The organism is Falsihalocynthiibacter sp. CO-5D18 (assembly GCF_041205445.1).
Lineage (GTDB): Bacteria > Pseudomonadota > Alphaproteobacteria > Rhodobacterales > Rhodobacteraceae > Falsihalocynthiibacter > Falsihalocynthiibacter arcticus.
The window spans coordinates 1-400 of record NZ_JBGFCF010000101.1 but is presented as its reverse complement, the minus strand read 5'-3'; the positions used below and the strand labels follow the sequence as shown (position 1 = coordinate 400).

1 protein-coding gene is annotated in these 400 nt (G+C 58.2%); it reads left to right on the top strand.

Annotated elements, in window-relative coordinates; translation table 11 throughout:
• A partial coding sequence (locus AB9F27_RS22110) for an ATP-binding cassette domain-containing protein (RefSeq protein ID WP_369758233.1) occupies positions 1–400 on the top strand: 400 nt, incomplete at both ends.

Sequence of the window (400 nt, the reverse complement as noted above, 5' to 3'; positions counted from 1 at the left end):
CTTGGCGTGCGCCCCTTGTTTAGCCCACGTTTGCACAAGGCTGCGGCCCGTGCCCGCATTATTGAACTCTCTCAGAAATTCCACCTCGAAGTGTCGCCCGATGCGCGGGTTGGCTCGCTTACGGTGGGGGAACGCCAGCGCGTTGAAATCCTAAAGGCACTGTTTCGGGATATCCGCATCCTCATCCTTGATGAACCCACGGCGGTGCTTACGCCCCAAGAAGCCGAGGCGCTGTTCGCGACCCTCAGACAGGCAATTGCCAACGGCTTATCCATCATTTTCATCTCGCACAAACTTCACGAAGTCATGGCCATTGCCGACCGCGTTGTGGTTCTGCGGCGCGGTAAATTGAACGGCACCGCGCGCATCGAAGACACCAATACACGCGCTTTGGCCGCGA